Source organism: Polaromonas sp. UC242_47 (assembly GCF_044452385.1).
Lineage (GTDB): Bacteria > Pseudomonadota > Gammaproteobacteria > Burkholderiales > Burkholderiaceae_C > Polaromonas.
The window spans coordinates 1029562-1049737 of record NZ_JBIOAO010000001.1; the positions used below are offsets into that span (position 1 = coordinate 1029562).

At 61.0% G+C, this 20176-nt stretch carries 19 protein-coding genes and 1 pseudogene; 14 read left to right on the forward strand and 6 right to left on the reverse strand.

Going from position 1 to position 20176, the window contains the following annotated elements; translation table 11 throughout:
• Positions 1-1081: pseudogene (gene cyoA / locus ACHMXK_RS05080) on the reverse strand (ubiquinol oxidase subunit II).
• 153 nt (positions 1082-1234) lie between these two features.
• Here cyoA and ACHMXK_RS05085 point away from each other — a divergent pair.
• The 4 genes from ACHMXK_RS05085 (at position 1235) to ACHMXK_RS05100 (ending at position 6142) form a co-directional block, all read left to right on the forward strand.
• The gene (locus ACHMXK_RS05085; RefSeq protein ID WP_397438247.1) at positions 1235-2575 is read left to right on the forward strand and encodes an MFS transporter; all 1341 of its coding nucleotides are present in this window, start codon (positions 1235-1237) and stop codon (positions 2573-2575) included.
• A gap of 73 nt (positions 2576-2648) precedes the next feature.
• On the forward strand, positions 2649-3803 hold the full coding sequence (gene rodA, locus ACHMXK_RS05090) for a rod shape-determining protein RodA (RefSeq protein WP_397438249.1): 1155 nt from the start codon (positions 2649-2651) through the stop codon (positions 3801-3803).
• 207 nt (positions 3804-4010) lie between these two features.
• Positions 4011-5546 (forward strand): metalloprotease TldD, encoded by a 1536-nt coding sequence (gene tldD / locus ACHMXK_RS05095; protein ID WP_397438251.1) that lies wholly within the window; start codon positions 4011-4013, stop codon positions 5544-5546.
• 11 nt (positions 5547-5557) lie between these two features.
• On the forward strand, positions 5558-6142 hold the full coding sequence (locus tag ACHMXK_RS05100; RefSeq protein WP_397438253.1) for a hypothetical protein: 585 nt from the start codon (positions 5558-5560) through the stop codon (positions 6140-6142).
• A gap of 20 nt (positions 6143-6162) precedes the next feature.
• Here the strand turns inward: ACHMXK_RS05100 and ACHMXK_RS05105 are convergent, their stop codons facing one another.
• Together ACHMXK_RS05105 and ACHMXK_RS05110 are read right to left on the reverse strand one after the other, a co-directional pair.
• The gene (locus tag ACHMXK_RS05105) at positions 6163-6474 is read right to left on the reverse strand and encodes an MHYT domain-containing protein (RefSeq protein ID WP_397438254.1); all 312 of its coding nucleotides are present in this window, start codon (positions 6472-6474) and stop codon (positions 6163-6165) included.
• On the reverse strand, positions 6437-6934 hold the full coding sequence (locus ACHMXK_RS05110) for an MHYT domain-containing protein (protein ID WP_397438256.1): 498 nt from the start codon (positions 6932-6934) through the stop codon (positions 6437-6439). The genes ACHMXK_RS05105 and ACHMXK_RS05110 overlap by 38 nt, the downstream gene beginning before the upstream one ends.
• Before the next feature lie 410 nt (positions 6935-7344).
• Between ACHMXK_RS05110 and ACHMXK_RS05115 the strand changes: the two genes are divergently transcribed.
• The 3 genes from ACHMXK_RS05115 to ACHMXK_RS05125 all read left to right on the forward strand — a co-directional run bounded on the left by ACHMXK_RS05115 (position 7345) and on the right by ACHMXK_RS05125 (position 10058).
• Positions 7345-8472: a 3-deoxy-7-phosphoheptulonate synthase gene (locus tag ACHMXK_RS05115; RefSeq protein ID WP_397438258.1), complete on the forward strand. Its 1128-nt coding sequence runs from the start codon at positions 7345-7347 to the stop codon at positions 8470-8472.
• A 131-nt stretch (positions 8473-8603) separates the two neighbouring features.
• Positions 8604-9638: a hypothetical protein gene (locus tag ACHMXK_RS05120; protein WP_397438260.1), complete on the forward strand. Its 1035-nt coding sequence runs from the start codon at positions 8604-8606 to the stop codon at positions 9636-9638.
• A 108-nt stretch (positions 9639-9746) separates the two neighbouring features.
• Positions 9747-10058: a hypothetical protein gene (locus tag ACHMXK_RS05125; protein ID WP_397438261.1), complete on the forward strand. Its 312-nt coding sequence runs from the start codon at positions 9747-9749 to the stop codon at positions 10056-10058.
• Positions 10059-10134: 76 nt separating this feature from the next.
• On the opposite strand, the gene mpl is transcribed toward ACHMXK_RS05125, so the two are convergent.
• Entirely contained in the window at positions 10135-11556 is a 1422-nt protein-coding gene (gene mpl, locus ACHMXK_RS05130; RefSeq protein WP_397438263.1) for a UDP-N-acetylmuramate:L-alanyl-gamma-D-glutamyl-meso-diaminopimelate ligase, read from the reverse strand.
• Positions 11557-11781: 225 nt separating this feature from the next.
• Here mpl and ACHMXK_RS05135 point away from each other — a divergent pair, with 225 nt between their 5' ends.
• The 7 genes from ACHMXK_RS05135 (at position 11782) to ACHMXK_RS05165 (ending at position 18084) form a co-directional block, all read left to right on the forward strand.
• On the forward strand, positions 11782-12390 hold the full coding sequence (locus ACHMXK_RS05135) for a hypothetical protein (RefSeq protein ID WP_397438265.1): 609 nt from the start codon (positions 11782-11784) through the stop codon (positions 12388-12390).
• Positions 12387-12908 carry a TlpA family protein disulfide reductase gene (locus ACHMXK_RS05140; RefSeq protein WP_397438267.1) on the forward strand — a complete coding sequence of 174 codons (522 nt, stop codon included), beginning with the start codon at positions 12387-12389 and terminating at the stop codon, positions 12906-12908. Before ACHMXK_RS05135 ends, ACHMXK_RS05140 begins: the two co-directional genes overlap by 4 nt.
• Positions 12909-13359: 451 nt before the next feature.
• Positions 13360-13809: an acetyl-CoA carboxylase biotin carboxyl carrier protein gene (gene accB, locus ACHMXK_RS05145; RefSeq protein ID WP_397438269.1), complete on the forward strand. Its 450-nt coding sequence runs from the start codon at positions 13360-13362 to the stop codon at positions 13807-13809.
• 7 nt (positions 13810-13816) lie between these two features.
• Positions 13817-15166, forward strand: a complete 1350-nt coding sequence (gene accC, locus ACHMXK_RS05150; protein WP_397438271.1) for an acetyl-CoA carboxylase biotin carboxylase subunit — start codon at positions 13817-13819, stop codon at positions 15164-15166.
• Positions 15167-15189: 23 nt separating this feature from the next.
• On the forward strand, positions 15190-16077 hold the full coding sequence (gene prmA / locus ACHMXK_RS05155; RefSeq protein ID WP_397442444.1) for a 50S ribosomal protein L11 methyltransferase: 888 nt from the start codon (positions 15190-15192) through the stop codon (positions 16075-16077).
• A 71-nt stretch (positions 16078-16148) separates the two neighbouring features.
• The gene (locus ACHMXK_RS05160) at positions 16149-17165 is read left to right on the forward strand and encodes a DUF3426 domain-containing protein (protein WP_397438273.1); all 1017 of its coding nucleotides are present in this window, start codon (positions 16149-16151) and stop codon (positions 17163-17165) included.
• Positions 17166-17181: 16 nt separating this feature from the next.
• Positions 17182-18084: a carbohydrate kinase family protein gene (locus ACHMXK_RS05165; RefSeq protein ID WP_397438275.1), complete on the forward strand. Its 903-nt coding sequence runs from the start codon at positions 17182-17184 to the stop codon at positions 18082-18084.
• 168 nt (positions 18085-18252) lie between these two features.
• On the opposite strand, the gene ACHMXK_RS05170 is transcribed toward ACHMXK_RS05165, so the two are convergent.
• Together ACHMXK_RS05170 and ACHMXK_RS05175 are read right to left on the reverse strand one after the other, a co-directional pair.
• Complete coding sequence (locus ACHMXK_RS05170; RefSeq protein ID WP_318409678.1) at positions 18253-18750, reverse strand: histone H1-like DNA-binding protein; 498 nt, start codon at positions 18748-18750, stop codon at positions 18253-18255.
• A 182-nt stretch (positions 18751-18932) separates the two neighbouring features.
• Entirely contained in the window at positions 18933-20144 is a 1212-nt protein-coding gene (locus tag ACHMXK_RS05175) for a ribonucleotide-diphosphate reductase subunit beta (protein WP_397438277.1), read from the reverse strand.
• Between the last annotated feature and the right edge of the window lie 32 nt (positions 20145-20176).

The window sequence follows — 20176 nt, forward strand, 5'->3', positions numbered from 1 at the left end:
TCAGATGGGGCGGGTGCCAGGCTCGGTCGCCGGCAGCGGCAAGCCCAGGGGGTTGCCGGGGCTGCACATGGCGCCTACATAGCTGCGCACGGGCTGGTCGTCCAGGCCCAGGCGCGTGCGTGTGGCTTCGTTCAGGGACGCAACGTTGACGGTGCCGGGTATGCCGAGGCCGCCGTTGGCGTCAATCGCCATCATGTCGTGCATGCACATCTTGTTGTCCTCAACGCAACGGTTCAGGATGGCCTTGTAGAGCTCGGGGGGCCACCTTGGCGTAGTGCTGGACGGGGTTGCGCTCGCTAGGTTTTTCGAGCTGCAGGTAGCTGTCGCGGTCCAGCGACTGGCCGCTGGACTTGACCTTCTTGACCCATTGTTCAAAGTCGCCATCGTTCAGGCCATGGAACTTGAAGCGCATGCTGGAAAAGCCCGCACCGCTGTAGTTGGCCGACAGACCGTCAAACTCGCCTGGCTTGTTGATGATCGCGTGCAACTGGGTTTGCATGCCGGGCATGGCGTAGATCTGGCCGGCCAGGGCGGGAATGAAGAAGGAGTTCATGACCGAGGAGGCCGTGATCTTGAACTGGATGGGGCGGTCGACCGGCGCGGCCATCTCGTTGACCATGGCAATGCCCTGCTCGGGGTAGATGAACAGCCATTTCCAGTCCAGCGCCACCACTTCGACGACCAGAGTTTTGGTGTCTTCGGGAATGGTGCGCTGCGCGTCAATACGCTCCAGCGGGCGGTATGGGTCCAGCTTGTGGGTGCTGATCCAGGTGATGGCGCCCAGCACGATGATGATCAGCAGCGGAACCGCCCAGATCACCAGCTCCAGCTGCGTGGAGTGGTGCCATTCGGGGTCGTAATCGCTGCGGTTGTTGGACTTGCGGTAGCGCCAGGCGAACAGCAGGGTCAACGCAATCACCGGGAGAATGACGAGCAGCATCAATGCCGTCGAGATATAGATGAGATTGCGTTGTTGGAGGGCGATATCGCCGGAAGGGCTCAGGAGTACCGCATTACAGCCGCCTAGCAGGGCCAGGGCTGGAACGAGGAGCAGGCCGAGAAGCTTTTTTTTGGAGGGCATGCCGGACAGTAGGGGGTTGTCAATGGGGGAACTACTGAATCTACCTTTTGATCCAAATCAAGGCAATTGGACATTTTGTCCATGGCATGATGGACCCCGGAGGCGCGCCTGCTGACGCCTTTGTTGTAACTTTTTGCATTGTGAAAGGACCGCATGTCAAGCCTGAGTCACAGCCATCCCGAGTCCTTGTTGCCAAGCTCCTCGTCGCCGCACACGGATCGTCCTGTGGACGACGCGTCCACGGTGGCGCCCAGTGAGATCGCTGTCGGCGTGATCATTGGCCGGGCATCCGAATACTTCGACTTTTTTGTTTACGGCATTGCGTCGGCGCTGGTGTTTCCGACGGTTTTCTTTCCCTTTGTGGACAGGCTGGAAGGCACGCTGTATGCCTTTGTCATCTTTTCCTTTGCCTTTCTGGCCAGGCCGCTGGGGACCGCCTTGTTCATGGAGATCCAGCGCCTCTGGGGCCGCGGCGTGAAGCTGGGCATCGCGTTGTTCCTGCTGGGCGTGTCTACGGTGGGCATGGCCTTTTTGCCGGGTTACGTCACTTTGGGCTTTTGGTCCATCGCGTTTTTGTCGATGTTCCGATTTCTTCAGGGGATCGCGCTGGGTGGTTCCTGGGACGGCCTGCCTTCCTTGCTGGCGCTGAGCGCGCCGCCCCAGCGTCGCGGCTGGTACGCGATGATTCCGCAAATTGGCGCGCCGGTTGGTTTTATTGTGGCCAGCGGGCTCTTCTTGTACCTGCACTCCCAGCTGTCCAACACCGATTTTCTGGATTGGGGCTGGCGTTACCCCTTCTACGTGGCATTCGCCATCAATGTGGTGGCGCTGTTTGCCCGCTTGCGGCTGGTGGTGACTGATGAGTACGAGCGCCTGCTCAAAAAACATGGCCTGGAGCCGGCCCCCGTGCTCGAATTGGTCCGTGATCGAGGTAGCAACCTGCTGATCGGTGCTTTCGCGGCCTTGGCGAGTTATGCGTTGTTTCACCTCGTCACGGTGTTTCCCTTGTCCTGGATCGGCCTGCAGTCGACGCAGCCCATCAACGATGTCCTGACCATTCAGCTGCTCGGTGCCGTGATTGCGATTCCGTGTGTGGTAGCCTCCGGCTGGATTGCGGATCGTATCGGCAGGCGCAGCACGCTGGGCATCCTGGCCGGCCTGATCGCGGTCTTCAGCCTGTTTGCGCCCCTGCTGCTCAATGGTGGCGCGCTAGGGCAAAAGGTATTCATTCTGCTCGGTTTTTCACTGCTGGGGCTGTCCTACGGCCAGGCCGCTGGCGCGGTGACCGCCAACTTCGAGGCGCACTACCGTTATACCGGCGCCGCTTTGACCTCCGATCTGGCTTGGCTGATCGGGGCGGCTTTTGCGCCCCTGGTGGCACTTGGCTTGTCGGTGCACTTCGGGCTGGCCGCCGTCAGTGTCTATCTGCTTTCCGGCGCTGTCTGCACGCTGGTGGCGCTGCATATCAATCGGGCGCGGGAGCTCCGGGGCTGACTCTCCCGGGGGCGCTGACGGGGCATTCAAACCGGCAAGGCCGGCAACACATGGCTGACAGATAATCTCCGCCATGGCTGCAGTTTTCGACAAACCCTCTTTTTTCCAGCGTGCCGCCCCGATGTTTCAGGGGTTTGATGGCTTGTTGGCTTTTGCTGTTTTTCTGCTGGCCGGTGCGGGCCTGCTGATCATGTATTCCTCCGGTTATGACCATGGCACCCGGTTTGTGGACCATGGTCGCAACATGCTGATTGCCGGTTTCATCATGTTTGTTGTGGCGCAGATTCCGCCGCAGCGCCTGATGGCTTTTGCCGTACCCATGTATGTGGTGGGCGTGGCCTTGCTGGTGGCGGTGGCGATTTTTGGCATCACCAAAAAAGGCGCCAAACGCTGGATCAATCTGGGCATCATCATCCAGCCCAGCGAGATTTTGAAGATCGCGATGCCCTTGATGCTGGCCTGGTGGTTCCAGAAGCGGGAAGGCCAGTTGCGGCCACTGGACTTCCTGGCGGCCGGGGCCTTGTTGCTGGTGCCGGTGGGTCTGATCATGAAGCAGCCCGACCTGGGCACCTCGCTGCTGGTGATGGCCGCGGGCCTGGCGGTCATCTTTTTTGCCGGGCTGAGCTGGAAACTGATTGTTCCCCCGGTGTTGCTGGGTCTGGTCGGCATCTTCCTGCTGGTCTGGTTCGAACCGGAGCTGTGCGCCAAGGGCATGCGCTGGGCGATATTGCATGACTACCAGCAGCAGCGCATCTGCACCTTGCTGGACCCGACGCGCGACCCGTTGGGCAAGGGTTTTCACATCATCCAGGGCATGATCGCCATCGGCTCGGGCGGCATGTTCGGAAAAGGTTTTATGCAGGGGACGCAGACGCACCTGGAGTTCATTCCCGAGCGCACCACCGACTTCATTTTTGCCGCCTACTCCGAAGAGTTCGGCTTGATTGGCAACCTGGCGCTGATTGCCGGCTTCATTTTCCTGATCTTTCGGGGCCTGGCCATTGCACTGGACGCGCCCACGCTGTTCTCGCGCCTGCTGGCCGGGGCGGTCACCATGATCTTTTTTACCTACGCCTTCGTCAACATGGGCATGGTTAGCGGCATCCTGCCTGTGGTCGGTGTGCCCTTGCCCTTCATCAGCTATGGCGGCACCGCCATGGTGACCTTGGGGCTGGCAGTCGGAATTTTGATGTCGATCTCCAAAGCCAAAAGACTGGTGCAGTCCTGAACCCCTGGCGAGGGGCCCCGCTTCAGCGGGGATCGACAAGGCGAAGGACTGCAAGGGCGCCGACACCTTGTCGCAGGCTTATTCGCTGGTGCAGAGGAGGCGTCGTCCTGATCCCCTGGCGAGGGGCCTGATTTTGGGGGACTAGCCGTTCCGGGTAGCAGAAGCCTTGCCGGGAGGGGGTTGGGTCAGACTGCCTACAATGACCGCATGACCTCACTCAAATCTTCGCCGTCTTCTGCCCGCAAGCCAGCTTTCGCCTCTGTACCCACCCGCCCGCGTGTTGATGCCACGTCGGAGCGCTTGGAGATTGCGCAAAAGTTGCTGCTCGCACCTTTCGGGCTGACCGAGGCGCATTTGAGCCGGGCCCTGGGTGAAATCACCTCGCATGGCGTCGACGACGCCGACCTGTATTTCCAGTACACCCGCAGCGAAGGCTGGAGCCTGGAAGAAGGCATTGTCAAAACCGGTTCCTTCAGCATCGACCAGGGTGTGGGCGTGCGTGCTGTCAGCGGTGAAAAAACCGCGTTTGCCTATTCCGATGACATTTCTGAAGCGTCGCTGCTGGACGCGGCACGCACTGTACGCAGCATCTCGGCCGCCACACGTGTGGGCCGGGCCAAGGTGGGCGCGCGAAAAGTGGCGCCCAGCCGCTCGCTCTACCAGGAGCTGGACCCGATTGCGACCCTGGACAGCACGGCCAAGGTCAAGCTGTTAGAAAAAGTGGAGAAGCTGGCCAAGGCCAAAGATCCGCTCATCGTGCAGGTGATGGCCGGCCTGGCCAGCGAATACGACGTGGTGATGGTGGCGCGCGCCGATGGCACGCTGGCGGCCGATGTGCGCCCGCTGGTGCGCCTGTCCGTGACCGTGATCGCCGAGAAAAAAGTGGCCGGCGTGAGCCGCCGCGAAATGGGCTCGGGCGGCGGTGGTGGCCGTTTTGGACTGGCTTATTTTGACGACGCGCAGATCAACCAGTATGTCAACGAGGCGGTGGCCGCCGCCTTGTCCAACCTGGACGCGCGTCCGGCACCGGCTGGCGAAATGACCGTGGTGCTTGGCCCCGGCTGGCCCGGTATCTTGCTGCACGAAGCGATTGGCCATGGCCTGGAAGGTGACTTCAACCGCAAGGGCTCCAGCGCGTTTGCGGGCCGTATTGGTGAACGTGTGGCGGCCAAGGGCGTCACCGTGCTGGACGACGGCACGATTGCCGATCGCCGCGGTTCGCTCAACGTTGACGACGAAGGCCATGCCAGCCAGCGCAATGTGCTGATCGAAGACGGCATCTTGAAGGGTTACATCCAGGACTCGATGAATGCGCGCCTCTCCGGTGTCAAACCCACGGGCAACGGCCGCCGCGAAAGTTATGCGCATGTGCCCATGCCGCGCATGACCAACACCTACATGTTGGGTGGCGACAAACAACCCGAAGAAATTGTCGCCAGCATCAAAAAAGGCCTGTACGCCACCAACTTCGGCGGCGGCCAGGTCGACATCACCTCGGGCAAATTCGTGTTTTCCGCGAGCGAGGCTTTCTGGGTCGAAAACGGCAAAATTCTGTACCCTGTCAAGGGCGCAACGATTGTTGGCAACGGTCCCGATGCACTGACCCGCGTCACCATGATCGCCAATGACATGCAGCTCGACAGCGGTGTCGGCACCTGCGGCAAGGAAGGTCAGAGCGTGCCTGTGGGTGTCGGCCAGCCGACCCTGCGTATCGACGGCCTGACCGTGGGCGGCACCGCCTGATCCTGCTGGACATGCCAAGCATGCAGCCGTCGCGGCTGCCGATTGATCCATCGACCCAGCTTCCCCGCATCGAGAATTTTGGCGAGCTCAGCCACTTTCTGCGCTCGGCCATGGCCGACGAGGAGTCGCTGCAGCTGGCCGATGGCATGGGTGGTCTGGCGCTGGGGATTGAGTCGGTGTTGTCCCGTATGAAGCAGCAGCCCGACCCCGACCCGGTGCCACTGGCAGGGCCTCTGATGGACTTGATGAGCACCTTGCGCACGCACCGCACGCTGGTGATCGCCTTGTCACCAGCCTGGCGCGGTTTGTATGAATACGCCTCCTACCTGGCGGCGCTGAACAACTTCCGGGTGCTGATTGGCCAGTGGCTGCTGGCTGCCAATCCGCAGGCCCAGCCCGGCCCTGCAGAGCCCCAGGGTGTTAGCTTTGACGATTTCGAACTGGTGGCCTGGCGCACGTTGGGTGAGGGCATGTTGCTGATCGACATGTACGAACAGCTGTGCGGCCAGGACGCTGCTGTGGATTCCGCATCGGCCGCGCTCACTGCCTCACGGCTGGAGCGCGCCAGGAGCTGGTGGGACCGATTGCGCGGGTAACCCGCAACGTCTCCCCCGCTTTATCTAGCAGGGGTGCTGGCGCCTCGGCCAGCCATGAGCAGTGTGCGCTGGAACAGTTGATCAACAGAGATGACACACACCATCAGGAAGGTGACGATGGTAACCAGGGCAGGCAGGCGAAACGCGCTCATGTAGCCGAAACCCTGAGGGATGGCGCCCCGGTTAGGCGTGGTGCAGATAAATTCTGCAGCCGCCATGCCGGTGTAATGCATCGTGCAAACCGCCGCGCCCATCACCAGCGCCGCCAGTACCCGTCCGGTCAGGCTGGGCGTGTTAAAGGCCAGCCACAAGGCCGCCGTGGCCGCCAGCACGGCAATCAGCGTCGACAGGCCGACCAGGCCGATGTCCCGACTCGATGTAACCACCGAACTTCAGGCCGTACATGCCCAGGTAATGCATCAACACCACGCCCAGGCCCAGCAGCAGGCCGGCGCCCAGCAGTCTGGCCAGGCGCTCCGGCGCCTTGGCCACAAAACCCAGGGCCAGCGAGGAGGCCAGGATGGCAGCGCCCAGAGAGATCACGGTTTCGATCAGGGAATAACTGCTTGCCAGGTCCAGGTCCAGGGCCAGCATGCCGATGAAATGCATGGCCCAGACCCCGATGCCGCCCAGTGCCACACCGGCTGTCACGGTGTTGATGAGGCTCAGGCTGCCGTCCGCTTTCTGGATCCGGGTTGCCGCCGTCAGCGCGACAAAAGAGCCGATGATGGACATCAAAAAGGAAATTGCCACATAGGCGGGCTGGTAACTGCTTAAAACACTGCTGCTCATCTGCGGTCATTGAATGGGGAATGGGTTGGGAATGTAACGTTTTGTATAAAAACAGTGCACGCGTCGGGTTATTCCGAGGGGCTCAACACGGCCTCTGCCGCCTGGAATCGACCCCCTGGGGACGCTTTGCTCAGGTGGTGGGGACGCGTCACGTTGGAGGACAGCAGCGCAAGGGGTAAAAAGAACGGATGCTGGGCCAGGGCCGCGCCTGTGCTACATTGCAGTTCATGACATCCGCGAAATCTTATTTTGCTTACTTTTGGTTCTCAAGCGCCTCCGGCGGTAGAGAGATCTCGGCGTAAGCAAAAAATACGCAACAGAATCTTAAAAACCGCCGGCTACCCGGCGGTTTTTTTTTGTCCCTTGTGATCCCGATTTGATGTGTTGAATGTTTTAAAAGGAAGCCAGTCATGAATGCCAAAGCCACCCCAACCAGCGATGCCTGGTATGCGAGCCCTGTCGATAAAACCAGCCAGACCGACGACGAACGCATCAAGGACATCACTGTGTTGCCCCCGCCCGAGCATTTAATCCGCTTCTTCCCGATCAGCGGCACCGCCGTTGAATCGCTGATCACGCAAACCCGCAAATCCATTCACCAGATCATGGCCGGCAAGGACGACCGCCTGCTGCTGGTGATTGGCCCCTGTTCCATTCACGACCCGATGGCGGCGCTGGAATACGCGCGCCGCCTGGCCGAGCAGCGCAAAAAATACGCCGGCACCCTGGAAATCGTGATGCGTGTGTATTTCGAAAAACCGCGCACCACGGTGGGCTGGAAAGGGCTGATCAACGACCCTTACCTGGACGAAACCTACCGCATCGACGAAGGCCTGCGGATTGCGCGTCAGTTGCTGATCGACATCAACCGCCTGGGCCTGCCGGCCGGCAGCGAGTTCCTCGACGTGATTTCTCCGCAATACATCGGCGACCTGATTTCCTGGGGCGCGATTGGTGCACGTACCACCGAAAGCCAGGTGCACCGCGAGCTGGCGTCCGGCCTGTCGGCGCCGATAGGTTTCAAAAACGGCACTGACGGCAACATCCGTATTGCCACCGATGCGATCCAGGCAGCCGCCCGCGGCCACCACTTTTTGTCGGTACACAAAAACGGCCAGGTGGCGATTGTGCAAACCAATGGCAACAAGGATTGCCACGTGATCCTGCGTGGCGGCAAGACGCCCAACTACGATGCCGCCAGCGTGACCGCGGCCTGCAAGGAATTGGCAGCCTCCAAGCTGCCGGCCACCCTGATGGTCGACTGCAGCCACGCCAACAGCTCCAAGCAGCATGAAAAGCAGCGCGATGTGGCGCGCGACATCGCTGGCCAGGTGGCTGGCGGGTCACACCAGGTGTTCGGCCTGATGGTGGAAAGCCATTTGAAACCGGGTGCGCAGAAGTTCACGCCCGGCAAGGACGACGCCAAGGCGCTGGAATATGGCCAAAGCATCACCGACGCCTGTCTGAGCTGGGACGATTCGCTGGAGGTGCTGGAGGTGTTGTCCGAAGCCGTCAAGGCCAGGCGCGCCGCCAATTAAACCTTATCCCCTATTTGGGGGATGTTTTTCTAATTCTTAAGTGCTACATTGATTGCTTGTTGTTACGTTTCCCTGAGCTGGGCGCCTGCCCGGCACAGGGATATGCCCATCAAACGCTCGATGGAAACACGATGTCTTTTGAGCAGCCTGTTCTCTGGTTGGGAATGGCCGGGTTCACCCCGGAGCAGCGCGCGCAGCTGAGCCCCCTGCTTGGCCGACTCTCCAAGGGCTGGCCGGCCTGGCATACCGGTGCGTTTGCCGAGGCCGATGCCTGGTTGGTCAGCGGCGAGAAAAGTCGCCTGCTCAGTGCCAATACCCTGAAAATCCTGCCGGGCTTGCCGACGGAGCGGGCGCTGCAACTCGATCTGGCGGACGTGGATCGCCCCATCGCCTTCTCGCTGCCGCTGGCTTCTGGCGATCTGGACCCGGCCCACACCTTTGACCCGACCTCGGCAGTCAGCCTGCGCAAGGTCTTGCAGCAGTTCGAAAACTGGCTGCGGCCCTTGCGCTCCCAATTTGTATTGGGCGGGCAACTGGTCGAGCGTGAAAGCCAGTTGCTGCCGGGCGTCTACCATGTCAGTTACAAGGGCAGCTTGCTGGCCGTGATGGATTTTCAGGCCTGGCGTATTGGTATTTCGCCCCAGGCCGACCCGGTGGCGTTTGAGCTGGCGCGCTGGGACAAGCGCCCCTCCAGCGCACATGACATTCCCGGGCATTTTCTGCACAGCAGCCTGACACAACTGCGCTGGATTTACGCCCAGCGCACCGAGCGCGACGTGTTGCCGCCGCGTTATCGCAGCCGGCCGATTTATTTTCGCCATGCGCCCGGCGTGCCGCTGCGCTGGCTCAGGGACTCGCAACTGCTGCTGCTGCGCGAGCTGTCGTTCGAGGCCGGCGACTTCGACAGCTTGCTGCCGCGCACCGGGCTGGCACCGGCCCAGCTGGCGCGGGATCTGGCCACGCTGTATTTCGCCGGTTCCGTGACCACCACCGCGGAAAAGGCCGGCAGCACCGGCTTTGCGGGCCTCGAAGAAAACCTGACCGGGAAAATTTTCAGCACGGCGGCCCGGGCGCCGTCCACAGATCTGGCGACGGTGCTGGCCCGGCGCGCGCAGGCTGCGCAGGCCGGGGATTTGACGGCGCCGGTGCAGCTCGGGCTTCAATAATCACTGCGCGCGGGCCGGGTGGCCGGGTTGGCGCCGGTTGCCAGCGCTGGCGCCTGGGTTCATGATGGCGTTTGGCTTTCTCTTGTCCCTTTTGATGCCGAGGTCCCCATGCGCAGCGAAGTCACTGTGACCTTTCACAACCATCCGCCGTTGCGGATGGATCTCAACGAGGTGCAACCCATGCCGCACGATGTGGCCAGAAGCTGGCTGGACCAGCAGTTCACCCAGATGGGTTGCGAGCCGCTGCGGCCCACCGGCAAGTTGTTGACGGCCGACAAGGTGCTGGTGGTGGCCCAGGCCGCCGGCCCGCAACATTTTGCCCAGGCCGACTGGGCCCAGGCTTTTGCCCGGGCCGCCAGCGCGGCGCTGGCCAAACCCGTGGTGCACATCGATGTGCCGGCCATGAGCATCAGCTACTAGCGGGCTGGTTCATTAAGAAAAATAGGGCTCTAGCCCAATCAGAACGGGCATAAGCAGCTATTGAATCAGTAGCGTTTTAGCCAGCCCGCAGGGCGTCCAGCAGTTTGCTGTGAATGCCGCCAAAGCCGCCGTTACTCATACACAACAAATGGTCGCCCGGTTGGGCCGCGGCTTGGACCTGCGCCAGCAACTGCGCGATGTTGTCCGCCACCTGCGCGCGTTCGCCCATGGGCGCCAGCGCGGCGCGGGCGTCCCAGTCCAGCCCGCCCGCATGGCAAAACGCCAGGTCGGCCTGCGCCAGGCTCCAGGGCAGTTGGGCGGCCATGGTGCCCAGCTTCATGGTGGTGCTGCGCGGCTCGAAGATGGCCAGGATGCGCTGTGCGCCGCCCTGGCTGTCGAGCTGGCGGCGCAAACCGTCAATCGTGGTGCGGATCGCCGTCGGGTGGTGGGCAAAGTCGTCATACACGGTGATGGCGCCGCCGGGGCGCTGCACCACGCCGCGCACTTCCATGCGGCGCTTGACGTTCTGGAACTCAGCCAAAGCCCGGGCCGCGTCTTGCGGCGCCACGCCTACATGTTCGGCTGCAGCGATGGCGGCCAGCGCATTGAGCTGGTTGTGCACGCCACTGATCTCCCACTCGACGCGGCCGACGACCTGGCCGTCTTTCAGCACGTCAAAAGCGCTGGGTTCACCGCGCGCCGAAAAGCCCTGTGGCGTGCTGCGACCAAAACCTACCCGCTCACTCCAGCAGCCCTGGTCCAGCACCCGGGCCAAGCTGTCTTCCCCGGCATTGACCACAATCCGGCCGGTTCTGGGCACGGTGCGCACCAGGTGGTGGAACTGGCGCTCGATCGCGGCCAGGTCGTCGAAGATGTCCGCGTGGTCAAACTCCAGGTTGTTCAGGATGGCGGTGCGCGGCCGGTAATGCACAAACTTGCTGCGTTTGTCGAAAAACGCCGTGTCGTATTCGTCGGCTTCGATCACAAAGGTGTTGCCGGCACCGAGACGGGCCGACACACCGAAATTGAGCGGCACGCCGCCGACCAGAAAACCCGGCTGCAGACCGGCGTGTTCCAGGATCCAGGCCAGCATGGAGGTGGTGGTGGTTTTGCCGTGGGTGCCGGCCACCGCCAGCACATGGCGCGGCCCGGTGGCGTGGTGTGTCGGGTGGTGCAACACATGCGCGGCCAGCCATTGCGGCCCGCTGGTGTAGGGCAGGCCGGCGTTGAGGATGGCTTCCATCAGCGGGTATTTGGCCTTGCCGCTGCTGTCGTGGACGCGGGACACCACATTGCCGACGACAAACACGTCCGGCTCGAAAGCCAGTTGTTCGGCGCCGTAACCTTCCACCAGCTCAATGCCCAGCGCACGCAACTGATCGCTCATGGGCGGGTAAACGCCGGTGTCGCAGCCGGTGACGGTATGCCCGGCCTCACGTGCCAGCGCGGCCAGGCCGCCCATGAAGGTGCCGCAAATTCCCAGAATATGTATGTGCATGCCGGTATTCTAGGAGGCTGGCTGACCCTGGGTCGCCTCCGCGGGTTGGGCCATGAATTATTGATAAAATAGGCCTCTAGCCCATATCCATAGAGTGTGGGTAGCTATGAATTCAATAGCGATTTGGTGTCGTGACCTCTGCTTGCAACTTTATCGCTGCTGCAGGGGTCCATCCCTGCAGAGTCAGTCAGCCGCCTTCCCGCCGCTTTTTACCGAGAACATGCCGTGAATCCCCACACCCTGAAGCAGGAAATCGCTGCCACGGCCGCCGCCCTGATCGTCGAAGAGGGGCTGGAATACGGCCCCGCCAAACGCCGCGCCGTCAAACAAATGGACTTGCCCAGCCGCAGCGAGTTGCCCGGCAACGACGAGCTGGAAGATGCCGTGCGTGAATACATTGCCCTGTTTTGCGCCGACACCCAGCCGGCGGAGCTGGCCGCGCTGCGTGAATTGGCCCTGGTCTGGATGCAACGCATGGCGGCATTTCGGCCCTACCTGGGCGGCGCGGTCTGGCATGGCACGGCCACGCGCCTGTCCGACATCTATATCCAGCTTTTTTGCGACGACCCGAAGTCCGCTGAAATCGCCTTGATCGACCACAACGTGGACTACGAGCCGCGCACCGTGACCGGTTTTACCGGTGACCAGGTCGAGGCGCTGAGCCTGAGCAGCCACTGCCAGGGTTTGCAGGAAATGGTCGGTGTGCATTTGATGGTCTATGACCACGACCACCTGCGCGGCGCCTTACGGCCCGATGCGAAAGGGCGTAAACCCCGTGGGGACCTCGCCGACGTGCAAAAATTACTGATATCCCAGACGGAGTCCTCCTCTTGAAACGTAGACAACTGATGTATGTCGGTGCGGCCGCTGTCGCCGGCCTGGCTGGCGCGGGCGTGGCCTGGCGAAAATTTGAGCCCCATGGCGATCCTGCGCTTGCGCAGGATGTGTTCTGGCAGCAGAGTTTTGACACCCCCACGGGTGAGGCGTTGCCCATGGCCAGTTTTGCCGGCAAACCTTTGCTCGTCAATTTCTGGGCCACCTGGTGCCCGCCCTGTGTTGAAGAACTGCCGCTGATTGACCGCTTCCACCAAGACAACCAGTCCAAAAACTGGCAGGTGCTGGGGCTGGCGGTGGACCAGCCGAGTGCGGTGCGCGCCTGGCTGCAACGCAAGCCGCTGAGTTTTCCCGTGGCCATGGCCGGCCTGGGCGGTACCGAACTCAGCAAAGCCATGGGCAATGCGGCCGGTGGCCTGCCGTTTACGGTGGTGTTTGGTGGGTCTGGCCAGGTCTTGCACCGCAAAATCGGCCAGGTATCTGCGAGCGATCTGGCCCAATGGGCGCAACTGGTTTAGCGGTCGGAGGCGGTGCCAATTTGCGGTAAAGTCCAGTCCTGCGAAGCTGTTGACGGGGTGGACGTGCTTTCTCGACTGTCTGGCAGCGCTTCGACATGCTTTCATTTTGATGCGTATTTGATACCGTTAAGTGCAAATCGTGGAAATTGCTTACAAAAAAGCAAAAGTGATTCAAATGGGTGCGCTTGGCAGTTTTCACCCGGCGTCTTTTTCAGAGTCTGCCCGATCAGCGGCTGATCGCGGCGCGGGGGGTCTGCTGCGAATAGGGTAGACTTCGCCCTTTCCCGTTCGGCTCAATAGCCTGAATTAATAAGATTAACTGTTTTTTAAGCGCAGAACGGTGTACAAGGAGGGGTTTGGGTGCAGATTGTTGCCAAACCCACCTGCTTGATGGTTTGCCTATGCAAGCCAGATCTACCCGCCCTGTGTACTGACCGTCGTTGGAGCATATATGGATTTAAGAAAACTCAAGACCCTGATTGACCTCGTCTCGGAGTCCAACGTGTCTGAACTGGAGATCACCGAGGCCGAAGGCAAGGTGCGTATCGTCAAGTCTGGCGGCGCTCCGATGGCGATGCAGCAACCGGTCATGACCATGGCCGCTGCACCTGTGGCTGCCCCCGTCGCCGGTGCCGTGCCCGCCGCTGTCGAGCCGGCCGCGCCTGCTGGCCATGCCGTCAAGTCGCCCATGGTCGGCACGTTTTACCGCTCGGCCAGCCCGGGCGCCAAGCCTTTTGTCGAAGTGGGCAGCCAGGTCAAGGAAGGCGAGACCATCTGCATCATCGAGGCCATGAAAATCCTCAACGAGATCGAGGCCGACAAATCCGGCACCATCACGCGCATTCTTTGTGAGAACGGCCAGGCGGTGGAATATGGACAGCCGCTCTTCACGATCGAGTGATTGACGCATGTTCAAAAAGATACTGATCGCCAACCGCGGCGAAATCGCACTCCGGATCCAGCGCGCCTGCCGCGAACTCGGCGTCAAGGCCGTGATGGTTTATTCGGAAGCCGACCGTGAGGCCAAATACATCAAGCTGGCCGACGAGTCGGTCTGCATTGGCCCGGCGCCGTCGGCGCAGAGCTACCTGAACATGCCGGCCATTATTTCTGCGGCCGAGGTGACGGATGCCGAGGCAATTCACCCAGGTTACGGTTTCCTGAGCGAAAACGCCGACTTCGCCGAGCGGGTTGAAAAAAGCGGCTTCAAGTTCATCGGTCCGACGCCGGACTCGATCCGTATCATGGGCGACAAGGTGTCGGCCAAACAAACCATGATCAAGGCCGGTGTGCCTTGTGTGCCCGGCTCCGAAGGCGCTTTGCCGGACGATCCGGCGGTCATCAAACGCACGGCCAAACAAGTCGGTTACCCGGTCATCATCAAGGCCGCCGGCGGCGGCGGTGGGCGTGGCATGCGGGTGGTTCACACCGAGGCGGCCTTGCTGCACGCGGTGCAAACCACCAAGGCTGAAGCGGGGGCCGCTTTTGGCAACCCCGAGGTCTACATGGAGAAATTCCTGCAGAACCCGCGCCACATTGAAATCCAGATTCTGGCCGACCAGCACAAAAATGCGGTCTGGCTGGGCGAGCGCGATTGCTCCATGCAGCGCCGCCACCAGAAAGTGATTGAAGAGGCACCAGCGCCCGGCATTCCGCGCAAGCTGATCGAGCGTATCGGTGAGCGTTGTGTGGCAGCGGTCAAGAAGATTGGTTACCGCGGCGCCGGCACCTTCGAGTTCCTGTACGAAAACGGCGAGTTCTACTTCATCGAGATGAACACCCGCGTCCAGGTCGAACACCCGGTGACCGAATGGGTGACCGGCGTGGACATCGTCAAGACGCAGATCCAGGTGGCGGCCGGCGAAAAGCTGCCTTTCACCCAGCGCCAGATTGAAATCAAGGGCCATTCGATCGAATGCCGCATCAATGCGGAAGACCCTTACAAGTTCACCCCCTCGCCGGGGCGCATCACCACCTGGCACACACCGGGCGGTCCGGGCGTGCGTGTGGACTCGCACATCTACGCCAACTACTTTGTGCCGCCCAACTACGACTCGATGATAGGCAAGATCATTGTGCATGGCGACACGCGTGAGCAGGCCCTGGCCCGCATGCGCACCGCGCTGGCGGAAACCGTGGTCGAAGGCATCAACACCAACATTCCGCTGCACCGCGAATTGATGGTGGATGCCAAGTTCATGGACGGCGGCACCAATATTCACTACCTTGAAGAGTGGTTGTCCAAGCGTGATCGCTAGACCACCGTTTGTCCGCCATGAGCTTGTTTGAACTTGTTTTGCTGGCCCCGGTCGCCAGTGTTGAAATGCTCGGCGACGCACTGGATGCCCTGGACGCGCTGAGTGTGTCGGTGGAAGACGCCGATGCCCAGACCCCGGCCGAGCAGGCCTTGTTTGGCGAACCCGGCATGCCGCCACCCCAAGCTGGCTGGGAGCGTTCGCGCGTGGTCTCGCTGTTCAACAGCGAAGCCCTGGCGCGTGATGCCGCCACCGTGCTGGCCGCGCAGGACTTTTTTGACGGCTGCCAGGTGGTCGCCATTCAGCCTGTGCCCGAGCAAGACTGGGTGCGGTTGACCCAATCGCAGTTCACGCCGGTGGAGATCACGCCCGAGTTCTGGATTGTGCCGACCTGGCACGAACTGCCGGCGCAAGCCACGCAGGTGATCCGGCTGGATCCGGGCCTGGCCTTTGGGACCGGCACGCACCCGACCACCCGCATGTGCCTGCGCTGGATTGCAAAAAATGGCGCAGCCAGGCCCCTGGAGCGTGTGCTGGACTATGGCTGTGGTTCCGGCATCCTGGCCATCGGTGCGGCCAAGTTTGGCGCCTCGGCCATCGATGCGGTGGATATTGACGAAGCGGCGGTGCAGTCCACCCTGGCCAATGCCGAAGCCAATCATGTGGCGCTGAACGCCGGCCTGCCCGACAAGGTCGATGGCCTGTACCAGACGGTGCTGGCCAATATTCTGGCCACGCCTTTGAAAGTACTGGCGCCTTTGCTCTGCGCGCGGGTCGCCCCGGGCGGCTCGCTGGTGCTGGCCGGAATTCTGGAGCGGCAGGCGGATGAGCTGAAGGCCGCGTACGCGCCTTATGCCCAGTTGCAGGTGTCCGACCAGGAAGACGGCTGGATACTGATGACCGCACGGCTCTGATCCGGCCGGTGCGCAGCCCCTGGTCAGACTGAGGGACCGCGGCGCATCACCGCCTTACAATACGGCGCTACATGAGCCTGATTACGCGCTGTCCTGCTTGCGGCACGATGTTCAAAGTCGTGGCTGACCAACTCAAAATCTCCCAGGGTTGGGTGCGTTGCGGGCAGTGCTCCGAGGTCTTCGATGCCGCGGCCCATTTGCAGCCGCGCGATGCGCAAAGTTCCCCTCTCGCTGGCAGTGGCGCCGCAGCGGCAGAAGCCGCTGACACGGACGTACATGTCTCTCCGGCCAGTCTGTTTGTTGCCCCGGAGGCGGCCGATCTGGATGAGCTGCCGCCGCAGGCGCACGCGGATGCGCTCTCCGTGCCCGAAGTCCAGGTGTCCATGCCCCCCGATCTGGCGGCCGAGGTGTTTGCTTCATCGGTGAGTCCTGACGCCTTTGCCTTTTCCGAGCCGGCACCGCCAGCGTCGCCCAAGGACAAGCAGACTTTTGGCGAGCCCGAAGCGCCTGGGCACGAAGCCAGTGAGGACGTGTCTTTTGTGCGTGATGCCAGGCGCCATGCGTTTTGGCGCCGGCCGCTCATGCGCTGGGCCTTGGGCCTGGCGGCACTTGTTTTGCTGCTGCTCTTGCTGTTGCAGGTGGCCGTGTTCCAGCGGAATACGCTGGCTGCGTCGCAGCCCTGGTTGAGTTCAAGCCTGCAGACCTTGTGCAATTCCCTGGGTTGCGAGATCAAACCGCCGCAACACATCGAATCCATCGTGATCGACAGCTCGTCGTTCAACAAGGTCGGTGCAGACACCTACCGGCTCAAGGTGGTGATCAAAAATACCGGCGCTGTGGCCATGGCCATGCCCTCGCTGGAACTGACCCTGACCGATACCCAGGACCAGGCCTTGCTGCGGCGTGTATTGACACCCGGCGATCTGGGCGCCACGGCGGCCACGCTGGCGGCCGGCGCCGAGTTTTCGGGCGTGCTGACCCTGGCCATTGCCAACCCTGTTTCCGCCCCCGCTGCCAGCGCCTCTGCGCCCAAAGCTTCCGCGCCCTGGCGGATCGCTGGTTACCGGGTTCTTGCTTTTTATCCCTGATTGAATTGAAACCTCCATGCCTGCTGTAATTTGTGGTTCCCTGGCCTTTGACACCATCATGACTTTTGAGGGACGCTTCTCCGAGCAAATCATGCCCGACCAGTTGCACATCCTCAACGTGTCTTTTCTGGTGCCGGCCTTGCGCCGCGAGTTTGGCGGTTGCGCCGGCAACATTGCCTACAGCCTGAAACAACTGGGCGGCATCCCTTTGCCGATGGCGACCGTCGGCAGCGACGGGGCCGAATATGTGACGCGTATGAACACCTTGGGCATCAGCACGGAATTTGTCCGTGAAGTGGCTGACAGCTACACCGCCCAGGCCATGATCATGACGGACCGCGACAACAACCAGATCACGGCGTTTCACCCGGGCGCCATGATGCAGGCGCACATCACGAGCATCCAGGCGCGTGAGGACATCAAGATCGGCATCATCTCGCCGGACGGGCGCGATGCCATGTTGCAGCACGCCGAGCAGTTCAAGGCGGCCGGGATTCCTTTTGTGTTTGATCCAGGCCAGGGTTTGCCTATGTTTGACGGCAAGGACCTCGCCCATTTTGTGGAACTGGCGACCTGGGTCACCGTCAACGACTACGAAGCCAAGCTGCTGTGCGACCGGACCGGCCTGTCTTGCGCCGAGATTTCAAAACGCGTGCAAGGCCTGGTCGTGACCCTGGGCGCCGAAGGTTGTGAAGTCTGGGTGGCGGGCGAGAAGACGCTGGTGGCGCCCGTGGCGGCCAAAGAGGTGTTGGACCCCACGGGTTGCGGTGACGCTTTCCGCGGCGCCTTGTTGTTCGGTCTGGAAAAAGGCTGGTCATTGGCGCGCTGTGCCGAACTCGGCAATCGCGTCGGCGCCCACAAGATCGCGCACCGTGGCGGCCAGAACTACACGCTGACTGCTGATCAAATCGGCCTCTAGCCCTTGATGGACGGGCGCAAGCAGCTACTGATTCGATATCTCGAATTGGTGGTTGCCACGCGGCGGCTGTGACAACGCGTTGCGGGTGCAGCGTGCCCAAACGGAAGCACCCATGAAAAAGCCCGACATCGCGAGATGTCGGGCTTTGAAGCACAAGGATCTTGTTGCTTACGGCTTGCTGGCTGTCGGAAACGGCCAGGCGGCTTGCGGGTTCAGAGTTGTCTGAGCCGAAGGGGAAGCCGGTGCAGCAGGAGCTTTGGCAGCGGGTTTTTTCGCGGCTTTCTTCGCAGCGGGCTTTTTCGCTGCTTTCTTGGCGGCAGGCTTTTTGGCAGCGGGTTTCTTCGCAGCAGCTTTCTTCGCTGGTGCTTTTTTCGCTACTTTTTTAGCCGCTGGTTTTTTCGCTGCTACTTTTTTCGCAGCTGGTTTTTTGGCCGCTACTTTTTTAGCCGCGACTTTCTTCGCTGCTACTTTTTTGGCCGGGGCTTTTTTCGCTGGCGCTTTTTTCGCTGCTACTTTTTTAGCGGCTACTTTTTTCGCTGGCGCTTTTTTGGCCGGGGCTTTCTTCGCTGCTACTTTTTTAGCAGGTGCTTTTTTCGCCACTACTTTTTTCGCAGGGGCTTTTTTCGGAGCAGCTTTTTTAGCCGCAGATTTTTTCGCAGTTGCCATAGTTTTCTCCTTGATCACATTGCAAAGAGCACTTCACGTTTGGAGTACGCAAAGCGATTCACGGCGTTGGGCCAGCATAACGGGCCCAGCGCCGCGAACACAGGAGCAAAGCCCAACGCGCACTCTGCGGTGTCGTCATTGGTCATTGCAATTCTAGAAATCATTGTAGTGTGGGTGCTTGATCAATCCCAGGACAGAGCACCACCCGACTGGTACTCAATCACACGGGTTTCAAAAAAGTTGCGTTCTTTTTTCAGGTCGATCATCTCGCTCATCCACGGGAACGGATTCTCTTCGTTCGGGAACAAGGTTTCAAGTCCAATCTGCGTGGCCCGGCGATTGGCGATGTAGCGCAGGTAACCCTTGAACATGGAGGCGTTGAGGCCCAGCACGCCACGGGGCATGGTGTCTTCCGCGTAGCGGTATTCCAGCTCGACCGCTTTCATGAACAGGGCCTTGATCTCGGCCTTGAACTCGGCCGTCCACAGGTGTGGGTTTTCGAGCTTCAACTGGTTGATCAGGTCGATGCCGAAGTTGCAATGCATGGACTCGTCGCGCAGGATGTACTGATACTGCTCGGCGGCACCGGTCATCTTGTTCTGGCGGCCCAGCGCAAGGATCTGCGTGAAGCCAACGTAGAAGAACAGGCCTTCCATCAGGCAGGCAAACACGATCAGCGATTTCAGCAGGGTCTGGTCCGCTTCGGGTGTGCCGGTCTTGAAGTTGGGGTCCGAGATGGCGTCGATGAACGGAATCAGGAACTGGTCCTTGTCCTTGATCGACTGCACTTCGTTGTAGGCGTTGAAGATCTCGGCTTCGTCCAGGCCCAGCGACTCGGTGATGTACTGGTAGGCATGGGTGTGAATGGCTTCTTCAAAGGCTTGGCGCAGCAAAAACTGACGGCATTCGGGTGCCGTGATGTGGCGGTAGGTGCCCAACACAATGTTGTTGGCGGCCAGCGAGTCGGCGGTGACAAAAAATCCCAGGTTGCGCTTGACCAGGCGGCGCTCGTCGTCGGTCAGACCGTTCGGGTCTTTCCACAACGCGATGTCGCGCGTCATGTTCACTTCCTGCGGCATCCAGTGGTTTGCGCAGCTGGCCAAGTATTTTTCCCAGGCCCATTTGTACTTGAAGGGAACCAGCTGGTTCACGTCGGTCTGGCCGTTGATGATGCGTTTGTCGGCGGCCCTGACACGTTGTGCCGTCGGTGCTGCTGCGGCCGGTGCCGCCGAGGTCGTTTGTGCGGAAATCAGGGCGCTGTCGTCAAGCGTGCGGGAGGCCGCTTGAGGCTGCTGCAAAGAAAGAGGCGGAAGTTCCATCGAGCGGCTTTCGGGCAAGCTGCTGTTCAAAGATGTTTGCAACGATGGTTTGGCTTCTTCGTCCCAGGTCAACATAGAGGTTTCCAATAAGTTGGATTATGAAAGCA